Here is a 12003-nt window from a genome sequence, read left to right as displayed (position 1 = left end):
GACGGCGAGATTATTTGGAAGGACTAGCCTATTTCGTACAGGTAGTAGTGCAAATCGATTGGAAAAATATGGATGTGAGTGATGTAATTGAAACTTAATAATTATTTTTGGGGATCCCTTAGCCTAGGAACCCCACGGCGCCCCGAGCATCACGCTTAATCCTTCAATGCACAATTGATGTGAACGTAAACGCCGAAGATAGGCCGACTCATGTACGCTTCCCAGTTCGGCCATCCATGGCCTCTCGTTCAAAGCTGCGCTTTTCACTCATGGCCTAGTTTCGCCTTATCGCGCATTGCCTACATGGATGTAGGTACTTAGGATTTATCGGGAACAAAATCATGCTATGCGCGATATTACTCATCAATTGCTTATTTTCAGGGCGTGATGATGAGGGAAGGGTGTTAAACGCCAGATTGGTTTTTGGTCTTGGCAATAAGCAAGACCTAGCCCCACGGTTTCCAGTCATAGAAAGCACACTGCCTTTATGCACCTAATTAAGAATTACATTGTTTTGAGTGTTTTTTAACTAATTGATAATATTTAATAAGTGGATATAAGAAGATTAAAGCAACAAAAAATATGATGTTAGAAAATAACAACATTTCACTTCTAGTATAACCTCCAGCAGTAAACTCATAATAAAGCGCCAAAAGAACAGCTGTTATTTGAGCGTATATAATGAGTAACCAAATGATATGATGTAAAATATAACGTTTATATATAATACCTAAACATGCGCCGATAGTAAGAGTATCAAACGTAAATGTAAGACAACTCAGCCATGCTGGCTGAATTTTTTGCAAGCTTATATTGAAAAAGGAGTTATAGATGTCATAGCCTGTGGTAAGTAAAAGTAATAGGAGAAACAAGTACCAAAATATATTGCTTTTCATAGTATCAATACCAATAACCATAAGGTATATCGTTCGGATTTTTTGGTAGCTTTAACCAACCTTCACTGTCATCTATGTATCGTTTAGTAAAGTTTCTTCTTATCGCACCTGCTGGCGCAAGGTTTGCTAGTATTTTTAATAAATTGGTAGATTCATTTGAGCTGCGGCCATAAGTTTGAATCGTAAGTTTTATGGTAGGGTAAACTCTAGTATATGCTTCATTTGCATCTTTATGATTACCGATGAACTGGCGATATACGAAATGGCCTACTGAAGCGATTCTACCGGCAATACCTACTTTTTTCACAACACTCATTTCTTTTGATGAGCTCATAACTTTCCTTGTTCCTTTTTTGACCTATGCTGAAGTTCGATATTCTCACTTTTTTTTTGTAATGTAAACGAACAATTTTTTAAGGCTATGGGGCTTTCTGTTTATAAGCAGTTAACGCAAACGCGAAGATAGTCCAGACTTTCACGCTCCCCAGTTCGGCCATCCATGGCCTCTAGTTCAAAGCTGCGCTTTTCACCCATGGCAAGTCACGGTTTTCATTTCATTGCCTACATGGATGTAGGTACTTAGGATTTGTCGGGAACAAAATCCTGCCATGAAATGAATTACTCATCAATTACTTATTTTCAGTGCGTGATGACGGGGGAAGGGTTTTAAACGTGAAGTAGGTGTTTGGTCTTGGCTAAATACAAGAGCTGAGCTTGCGCAGTGAATCCAAGCATTCAAGAATGCTTGACCGAAAGTTTTTGTTGGCAAGTTTTTATATTTTTGATATTTATAGGTTTTATGCTTTTACAAATTATGATGCTTTATAGGATAGATAAAGTGGAAACTTTCCAGCTTCTATTTCGCAGTTACCTTTTATTGATCTAAAGTTTGTTGATTTAAGTCAATGTGTACTAATTAAGGCTAATTATCAGCCATTAGATAAGGATAGAATAAATGGATTCAATGCTCGAGTACTTGGGCTGGATATTTCTTATTATAATCCTTTTCATTATAGGAGGGGTTTTATTCAGGTGGGATAGAGAGAGTAAACATAAAAAAGGATTTGATTATGGGATAATAATTGCCGTAATAATACTTTGCTTATTCAGTAGTGTTAGCTTTTTTTACTTTTCTCGATTTAGTTTTAGTTTGGCAGAGCCTTTGAATAAGTGGGTTGATGCTGCCACTTACTTTAATAATGCCTTAAACCCAGTTTTATTAATCGTTACGATAATATTGCTCTACAGAACATGGAAAACGAGTAAATCAGAGCTTGAAGAAACTAGAAACTTAGTAAGTACCCAGCTTCTTCTTGAGCAATCTAATCGCCTCAGAGCTAGCTGTGAAAAATTGCAAAGCGTGATTAAAGCATCAATTAATAAATACGGTTTATTAAGCTCAGCTGTTTTATATTCATTTGAAAGAATGATTAATGAAATAGATCAAGGTGACAGTAAAGCTTTTATAAAAAATAACAGTTATAAGCAAAAGGAGGGAGTTGAATCTAGTTCTGAACTATTTACATCAGTACTCAGTCTCATTGAATCAGCAGATCTTAGTCATTACCTAAAAGACCCTGAGTGCAAGACTTTTTTAAAGCATGAATGTGAAGAGCTCGAGTATTTAAAAACCTTTGAAGACTTAATATCTGTGTTTGTAAACAAGCCTACTTCGGATGAAATTAGCTGCTTTAGCGGGATAGTTCTATTGAAGTGCTTGGATGATCTAAGAGGAGATGCTGTAGATTCCCCTTATTTATTTAAGGAATATGAAACATTGTATTATTTTAATTTGATTGCAGATGAGCTAGTTATGTTATTTGATTTGGCTAAGGATAGTGCTCAGAGGAAGTTAATAGAATCTTCTTATATTAGAACTATAAAGCTCGTATTCAACGAAAAGCAGTTAGATAACCTATGCTATATAAGTAATCGTGATGATCTTTTAGAGCTGCTGAAAATTAGTAGAAAGTGTGGTTTTCAATTATAAACCCTTCATATACCAATGGTTCACTTATTAGAAAGTTCCGGTCAAGCAGGCTGCAGTGTTTACTTGATCTTTTTATTCAAAAAAACATGTGTTTTTAATTTTAAACTCAATTTAAATATGACTACGCACCTAGCGCCTTCAACCGAAGTCACTGCCATAAAGACTAAAGTGATTTTTTACTATATGATTGGAAATCATACATTCTTCATTGGCACATAAGCTTATGTGGATAGACAAAATCACTGAATGAGCCATTATAATAAAAACAATGCGTTATATATTTGATACTTTTGAGTTTGATAGTACCAGTTTGGTACTTAAAAATAATGGTCAGGATTTGGCTATTCGACACAATGACGCCAAAGTGCTTAAGCTGCTTTTGCAACATTCAGACACTGTATTTAGTAAAGACGATATTTTATCGCAGGTGTGGCAAGACAAGGTTGTGAGCGAGCAGGCTGTTTTTCAAAGCATTAGTAATTTAAGAGGGCTTTTTGGTAGCCATGCAATTAAAACCTTTTCAAAACGAGGTTATCAATGGCAACTCAAAGTTGATGCAACCCATAGTGATACTGAAAAAGCGCCAAGCACTGAAAATTCAAATGTAGCAGAGCAGCCAACAGCGGCTTTAGCATTCCCACACCAGCGCAAAAAGTGGCTAATTATGGCGTTTACGGCGCTAACCCTTTTTGCTATTGCGTTGATGTATTTAATCGCCAAGCCATCAGGTAAAGTTAATAGCACTGTTATTAAAATTTCTTATATCCCGCTTAGTACTCAGTCAGACGCGCAGCGTGTCAATCTTAGTGATAATGAACATTTTGACTTTACTGAAATACCTCATTTAAATACTGCTTATTTTCAAGTTTCAGCCGATTATGAATATCCTCAATTGGCCAGTGAGCACCCGTTGATTTTATCAGGCTCTATGCGCACTTATAATGAAAAGACGTATATTGATTTTATTCTAAAGGGCCCTTTTGCTGATTGGCGCGGCCATGTGTTGGGGGCTGATCAACGCGATGCTACAAAACAGCTTTTAAGTCACTTACAGAATCCAGTTATTTATAACCTACTCAATGAAGCGCAAGCCCCAGCAGTTAAGCAAGCAAACTTAGCTATTGCTCACCAACAAGCATCTAATGATCTTATTATTCTTAGCCAGCTCACCGAAACTTATTTAAGGATGGGAGAGTTTGAAAAAGCGCTGGTGATGGCAAGTAAACTTGAAAAAGCGGCTATTTCACAAAAAAATACCCAATATGTGGGGAATGCTTTACTCTTTCAAAGTGAAGTATTAACACGAAAAGAACTATTTGATTTAAGCGCCTTAAAGCTGGCAAATGCGATAGAACAATTTAAAATAATTAATGATTTACCTCGACAAGCCGACGCTTTGATTGCACAGTCGTGGATAGATCACAATCAGGCAGATTATAACGCCATTAAGCATAGTCTGCTTACATCAGCCAAATTAGCCTTTGAGGCTCACGATAAACAACGTGAGCTTGATGCTTTAACTTACTTATCTGTGTTGGCGCATAAAAATAAACAAGAAGACGACAAATACCTTTATTTAAGAGAAGCCGAAAGTAAAATGAAGGCTTACCAATTTCCTAGCTATCACTTGGCTATCATACCGTTTCACTATGCTATTTTTACTAAGAACCTCGAGGATAAAGAGCCTCATTTAAAACAAGTAATAAAACTAGCTACATTGACGCCTGAGTTTTGGGCTGCACGAACGAGTCGTAGGCAATTAATGAAATACTATATAAGTCAAAACCGCCTGAAAGACGCACAAGTACTTATGACAGGTATTACATTAGATAGTGCAGATAACTCTTACTTGAAAACGTTGTTAGCAGATGCGCAAAACGATACTGATGCATTTATTAGTCACGCAGAGCGTACTTTTGAGCAAGCACAATTGTCGGGTAATCTTCGTCTTAGTTTAGACATCGCACTATTGATTTGCGGCTCTGACAATACCCAAGTAAATTATGATTTTTATTCTCAATATATCAATGAAAAAGGCAGTGACTATTGGCGACGGATAAATGAGGAGAAGCTGACGTCTTTGAGTTTATGAATTGTACTAAGCGCTTACTTAAAAACGTAAAAGGCAGCAATAGTGCTGCCTTGACGCTTTATTAAATAAGCTAATTCTGTTTGAAGTTAACCCAGTTTAGCTTCCAGTTTTTATCACGTGATTGTATCGTCAATTTATTTTTCCCTTTGTTTAAGTAAATGGTAGCGCCTGATTGGGTTTGCCATTGATGATATCCACCCGTGCTTGTTACCTTTTCTGTGGCTAGCTCTTCATCATTCACTAATATTGCAAAGCCTTTTGTATCATCAGGAGCTGCTACTCGGTAGCTAAGCGAATAATGCCCTGATTTTGCGACCTCTAACTGATAGCTCATTATCGCCTTGTCACTTATGCCGCCTTGGCCCGTTAAATTGAATTTACCATCGATATCTGAGGTTCTTCCTACGGAGGATCCGGTAATCTCACTTGCTGATTCGGCTTCTAATCTTCCAGGTATTTGTACCCAAGGTGCTCGTGTTTTTACCGTGTTACTGTAATTACTTTGTTGATGACGCCTAACGGCTACAACCGTGTATTCATATTGATGGTTATCGATATTGGCATCTTTAAATATTGTTTCTACTATGTTTGGTGCTAATAGTTTAAATGTGCTGCCTATCGCTGAGTTCCTGTAAACACGATAATTTTCAATATCTGTTTGTTCGCTCTTGTCCCAGCTTAAAGTAACAAGACCTTGTTGTTGTTTTATGGTTAAATTAGTGACCGTGTCTGGGTAGGGTAAAACCGCATCACGCCTTAACTGTTCACTGTGTTGCGCTATTTTTAGCGTTTTTTTAAACTGCTTGGTGTTGCCTCCCATTGCTGGGGCTGCGCCATCAAGTGCAATCCTAAATCCTTCTACTGCACCGATAAAGTCTTTACCCATGACGCCTCTTTCACTAACCGCAAATGTATTCCAATGCCAGCTACCACCTCGTGCTACGCGGAATTCACAATTCTCACTTGTCCATGGTTGGCCATTAGTGGGTGCATTTTTATAGTTTTTTTTGTAACAGTCAGCAGTAAATTCAACCACATTACTAATCATGTCATGTAGACCAAATGGATTTGGTTTATACATACCAACGATGCTTGCATAAGCTGAGTGATCAACACAGTTTGACTTACCATTGAAGAAGTTAACATAGCTGGTATTGGTATCGCGTTGTAGTATATTTTCGCCCGTTAAATCAGCCGTATTCTCGTATTCACAAACGAGGGTTTGGTCGGGGTCGTCACCAAAATAATATTTACTGTTTGTGCCTGCTCTTGCTGCGTATTCCCATTCAGCTTCACTGGGCAGGCGATAAGGGCGACCTGTTTTCTCAGCCAACCATTGAACGTAAGCATTAGCCGATTTCCAGCCAATACAATTAACGGGTTGAAAGTCACTGGTGTTGAGCGAGTTGTTTTCCCATGTGCCTGCTGTTGCTCCATAATTAAACCAGCCATTTAATTGATGGATGCATTTAGTCGGCATGTCATAGCCAGACTCTTTAACAAAGTGACGAAACTCTCTGACGGTTACTTCATATTTTCCTAAGCTAAACTCGGGTAGCGCTACCTTATGAACAGGCTGGGCATCTTCTTTATCTATATCGCCCATCTGAAAAGTACCCGCAGGTATCGTGACCATGATGGGTTCAATCAAACCACTGGTACTTTCATTTGCATAAACTGCAGGGCTATTAATCGACAAGAAGAGAGGAATTATTAATTTATTTATTTTCATTTAGTTTTCCTTTTTAATGAGAGAGTAATAGTGGAAAACTAAGCAATAAAAATCTTATAAAAAATCTAAATGGTGGAAAAAATAGAAAAAACCTAGATGATTTTTTGATTAAAAGCTACAACTCTTTGTTTAACCAGTAAGAACTTAACTTCATATATCAAAGGTCTGGATTTATAATTTACCTATAGGTTGGATCTTAAGAAAATTTGAAGCTGAATGCTGAACAAAGCGACAAAGGGGTTAAGTTCTGAGGGATCGCCTTGATCCCCTAAGCACATTACTTTTGATACGACATTCCATGTCGCGTTTGTTAACATTTATCTTGGCGTATGTATTCGGTGTAACGTTTTTTAGCGAATTCAATTACACCGTATTTTTTGCTGTTTGTTTTTTATACCGGAAAGTTCAGCACGCTCTCGTATAAATCGCTCTCTTCAATAAGATGTATTAACCGAATTTACTGCCAACTCACACTTAAATCTAGCGCTTCTCCTATACTCGAAGAACAAGGGCCAAAAACGGTATAGTCACCAATAATTCTCATAAATTTAGCCTGACGACTATTTGGCAGCGTTGATAAATCGAGTGTAGTATTAAGGCCATAAGGTTGCCCCTCTTCGACAAATTTATCGACGACAAGCTCATTAGCCTCATCACCATAAATTCCATTATCGTTGAGGTCAATCCAGACTTTCCATGAGGTAGATCGCTCTGTTACTCCAGTATCTCCTTGAATGTTGATGATAGTATTACTGGGATTTATCAGCTCTATCGGCATTTGGGTATAGTCCCATGCTGTTGAGTTATAATTAATGTCGTTGCCACCAATAGAAACATGAGTGATGTGCTTATCGACGCTAGCTGAGTTTATTGAGCAATACTGATCTGTTACCTGAATAAGCCGTTCAAAGGTATCTTGATCATCGGATTGATCAGTTACTGTCAACTTAATTAGGTAACTTCCTGATTCTGCGAAGATATGCTTAGGGCTGGCTTCTGTTGAAGTTTGACCATCGCCAAAATCCCATAACCATTGAACGACTTGATTCGTTGAGCGGCTATCATCGGTAAACTGAGTGCTTAATTTAATTTTATCTGCATTAAAATGGCTGAGCACTCCTTGGTCATAAAGTTTTATCTTTACCACCTTAAAAGCTTCAACGACATCTTCTTCAGAAAAGCCAGCAACACCAGCTTGTTGTTTAATACATTCTGCAGCTTCAGTTAGTGTGGTCAACGCACTCCAACAGACCTTGGCTGAATTTAAATACACTTTATAGGTAGGCTCTATGCCCCATTGATTTGATAGTAAATAAAATGGATAAGTGATCATACCAATGCGTAAATAGAAATTATCACCAGCCTCTTCATAATCAAGAAAACTATCAATGGCGCCATTCTCAGTTTTTATCTGATCGAGATGACGAATAAAACCGCCATTCTCTTGGCCGTGAATCCAATTATCTGAATGTCCCGTAAACTCATATTTTGCCATTACACCTGATATATCGCCAAAGGCTTCGTGTAAGGTACGAGCATCAGTACTAATTTCATGATCGAATTGATTTAAATCAGACACTCTATTTAAAACCCCATGGCCCACTTCGTGCGCAATGATGTCAAGTGAAGCCATAGAGTAAAATAACGGATACGCATCACCAAAGTTGGCATATGCACCATCCCAAAAGGCGCCTTGTTCATATTGTTGACCATAGTGAACACGGATTCTAATTTTGTCTTCCAGTGGCGGCTCCCCAAGGTATTTAACAAAGCTATTGTAAACGAATGTGCCGTAAAACATGGCGTCATTAAGCGTTGAATATGTCCAGACCCCAGTCTCATCATAAATCATATCTTCGGAATGTGTCGGCTGCGTATCACATAAAAATGAATAAGGAGGGAAAGCATTCTCATTAACGTCGTTAGGTAGCTTATTGCTATTATTACTCTCCCCAGCTTCATCCTTAGTATTATTCATATGAGTAATGCTGACTAAACCATTATCAAAGATACATAATCCACCTTGCTCTTCTGTGCGCTGAATTGAAATTTTCTTGCGACCTACGCCATAATCCCAAGTGTGAACTTTATTCCCCCCAGGCCCCGATAATTCAGCATTACCTATGAAATCATGAAAGGGAATAAGGGTACCTTTTGTGGCCTGTCCAATGGTGTTTACCGGCAAAAGCAATAGCGCATTGGTATTTGCAGGTATACTTGTATCCTTTGGAATATCAAGATGATAAACCGCTTTATCCATAGTTTTTAACCACGCATCGCCCTGTTTATTTCCTTGCTCATCTACCCAATAAACCCACACAGACTCAACTTTAGCGGAGTCACTATCAATAACTTCAGGGGCGACAATTGTTACGATGCCAGATAGTTTGCCAATAGAACTATCTTGATCACGAAAAAACGCATGTAATATTTGATTCGTTGGCACTTCAGTAACAGGGTTTAGCTGTTCTTCAATTGGCGGCTGTTTAATTGCAGGAGAGTCAGAGCTGCCGCCACCACACGCAACAAGAAATAAAGTAATAAATATAGAGATACATTGTTTAAATCGAATGAGATTTGACGGCAATAAAAGTGATTGAAAAAAAATCATTGGCTATCCTTAGTCAATTGGGTGGGTAAAAACAATATAAATCAATGTTATATGAGTTTATTTTGGTTTTTTACCATTAAGTTTACACTCTAGAACAAATACGCTATTTTTTCAATTTATTTGGCTAAATTATAGACTGTAGAGTGTAAGTAACTTTAGGTTTGGGTTAGCCTATTTATTATCCAAAGCTAAGGTTAAATAACCCCATTAGTTGAAGAATAATGTCACAAGGGCGAATAGACTACTGGTTAAGAGCATGCAGTATCGCGTACCTCCCAAATGTTTGTTCGCCTAGTCAACGTTCGCTATCGCGTACTCAATCTGGCTTTCGCAAAGAATTGTACTGGGCAAAGTCGCACAATACTCGCCTGCTTGCTCGAGTCCGATACGTTGAGTATTGCGTGATGTCTAAGGGAACCCCAAAATAATTATTAACGGTCCTTTTTCAGGTGTGTCGTACCGCGAAACCGGCTGGTATAATGCTAGCCATCGTTTCGTGCGGCTTGAGCCACAGGACTTTAAAATCCGTGTCCATCACAATCACGGGTCGGCAGTCACTTGGCAGGATCAGTTTGTGCATTAAAAAAATTGTTTTTTGTACTTTTGGATAATGGTGCTAAAAGCTGAACGTGCTTTCCCGATAGGGGGCAAAGAGCGAGCTTTACTGAACCGTCGGTCAATACATTTAGTATCATGTTTTTCAGTTGTTTTTGAATTTAAATAGCGAGCGATATAAGTTAAGGTGCATTGCTGACAGTGCAAAAGAGATTTAACGGCAGCGACTAAAGTATTAAATCTAGCTTTATGGATTGGGTTGGGGGTGACAGCGCGGAGTATATTGTGCAAAATAGTAAAGCATTCATGGTCTTTCGTGCTGTTTTTTAGCGGTTCATAAAATCACAAAACACCATGATTGTTCCCGTACTCCCTAAATTTTCAATACTATTAGTTCATTGATATATAAGGCCAATTCTTGGGAAACTTTTGGGTATTAGGATAAAATAAATAACTGAACAAAGGACTCTGAGATAACGCATGAAAAAAGCCATATTTACCCTTGCCATTGGCGATAACCCAATGTATCAAGCCGCAATTTTGAGTTTTAAGCATTACGCCGAAAAAGTCGGTGCAGATTTAATAATATCTGACCAATTGCACTATCCGATAAAGATCGAAAACCCAACATATAATGCAAGCCCTGCGTGGACAGAAAAACTGAGAATAGGTGAGTTGCTCGAAACATATGACAGAGTGCTCTACGTAGACGCTGATGTTTTAATTACACCTCATGCTAGAAATGTTTTTGACCTTTATACCGATTTGCAAACTGCTTATTGGTTTGATGAAGGTATTATTCAAGAGCGTGAGCAAGATGTCGCAATGGTATGTGATGCGCTTGGAAAAGTCGACTGGCCGCTCAAGAGTAATCGACCTATTTATTACAATGCGGGTATCATTCTGACGTCTAGCCAATGCCCACTTTTTAAAAAGACTACGCTCGATGATTTACACAAGGTTTGTAATAAAATAACGCATTATGACCAGAGCTATTTCAATTATACACTCCATAAAAATGGCATCGCACATAGCTCATTTGACAAAGCTTTTAACCGAATGGATATGTTTGGCAAAGAAGGTTACTTAGATGCTGACTTTATTCACTACGCAGGTAAAGGATACGCCAAAAATAGTCGGCGTCGTGATATACAGTTTTTAAAAGATTTTGCCCAGCTATATAAAGGGTTGGTATCTGAGAGTGAAATTGAACAACTCAAAGATAAAGCGTGGGATAACTTTTTAAGCACGGTATACGCCAAATATCCGCTGCCCAATTGGTTAATTGAGCTATGTAGCGAGAGATGCATTGATCGCTAGTTTTTTATAAAACTGTGTTTATTTTGTTTTTGATTTGTTGGTTCTTTGTGCATAACATTCTGCGTGTTGATATGAAGAACCAAACTACTCACCCATTATTGGCTTTTTGCTGATTGTCGGGATACATCTGCGACCGGCATTAAATTAGTCAGACTTTAAATAAATATAATTTAATCATTTTATGTCCTCCTTAAGGATATTGCAGTCTTGATCAGCACTTCGATGAAAACCGTCATCCCAAGCAATATAGTCACTAATTTTATTTTGGCTTTTTCGGTTAGCGTAAGCTCTATCTATCGTATTAAAGTATAAAACTTCGGGTTCTCTAAAGTGTGGGTGTGAATTTTGTAAATATTGAACACAGTAGCTTATGTTGAGCATATCCAAAATAATCTGCTTACCAATCTCAGTATCTAAATTTGGTATACGGCCCTGCTCTATATCAATAATCAGTTGTAATGTTGAAGCGGCACCTAAACTAAAGGTGATGAGCTGTGGAGAATCAAACTTTTCATACACATAGCGCTCATAATCGTCGCGGATACCGTTGTCATTTTGATCAACACCGTCCAGCGTTTTATAGTCGTCAGGGTGTTCAGGTGGTAAATCTGGGGTTTGGTAGAATGAATCTTTAATTTTTTGCCAACTACTATGAAGTTTAGGTTCGTTATTCTCATTCCAATAGCGGGCAAGGTAGTAGTCGGCTCCGTGTTTTACAAGGTTGCCACCTTGATACACTTTGTTTGCTTGCCATTTTTCTATCACAGTATTTTGCAGCCAAATCCAACCATCCCAATGGGGTTGGTT

The 12003-nt window shown here is 38.1% G+C and carries 7 protein-coding genes; 3 read left to right on the top strand and 4 right to left on the bottom strand.

The genetic code is table 11. From position 1 onward, the window contains the following. Positions 1-900 precede the first annotated feature (900 nt). The gene (locus H5158_RS21480) at positions 901-1230 is read right to left on the bottom strand and encodes a hypothetical protein (protein WP_182719586.1); all 330 of its coding nucleotides are present in this window, start codon (positions 1228-1230) and stop codon (positions 901-903) included. Positions 1231-1851: 621 nt separating this feature from the next. On the opposite strand from H5158_RS21480, the gene H5158_RS21475 reads away from it, so the two are divergent. Next, positions 1852-2886: a hypothetical protein gene (locus H5158_RS21475; RefSeq protein ID WP_182740863.1), complete on the top strand. Its 1035-nt coding sequence runs from the start codon at positions 1852-1854 to the stop codon at positions 2884-2886. Between the two features lie 268 nt (positions 2887-3154). Beyond that, the gene (locus tag H5158_RS21470) at positions 3155-4978 is read left to right on the top strand and encodes a winged helix-turn-helix domain-containing protein (protein ID WP_182740862.1); all 1824 of its coding nucleotides are present in this window, start codon (positions 3155-3157) and stop codon (positions 4976-4978) included. 70 nt (positions 4979-5048) lie between these two features. On the opposite strand, the gene H5158_RS21465 is transcribed toward H5158_RS21470, so the two are convergent. Further along, positions 5049-6710 (bottom strand): SUMF1/EgtB/PvdO family nonheme iron enzyme, encoded by a 1662-nt coding sequence (locus H5158_RS21465; protein ID WP_182740861.1) that lies wholly within the window; start codon positions 6708-6710, stop codon positions 5049-5051. A gap of 457 nt (positions 6711-7167) precedes the next feature. After that, entirely contained in the window at positions 7168-9321 is a 2154-nt protein-coding gene (locus H5158_RS21460) for a PKD domain-containing protein (RefSeq protein WP_182740860.1), read from the bottom strand. Positions 9322-10356: 1035 nt separating this feature from the next. Here H5158_RS21460 and H5158_RS21455 point away from each other — a divergent pair. Beyond that, positions 10357-11196, top strand: a complete 840-nt coding sequence (locus H5158_RS21455) for a glycosyltransferase family 8 protein (protein WP_182719590.1) — start codon at positions 10357-10359, stop codon at positions 11194-11196. A gap of 174 nt (positions 11197-11370) precedes the next feature. Here H5158_RS21455 and H5158_RS21450 read toward each other — a convergent pair. Further along, a partial coding sequence (locus H5158_RS21450; RefSeq protein WP_182740859.1) for a chitodextrinase occupies positions 11371-12003 on the bottom strand: 633 nt, incomplete at its 5' end.

This window comes from Pseudoalteromonas sp. SR45-6, from assembly GCF_014163545.1.
GTDB lineage: Bacteria > Pseudomonadota > Gammaproteobacteria > Enterobacterales > Alteromonadaceae > Pseudoalteromonas > Pseudoalteromonas rhizosphaerae.
This window is presented reverse-complemented; position numbering and strand designations above follow the sequence as displayed.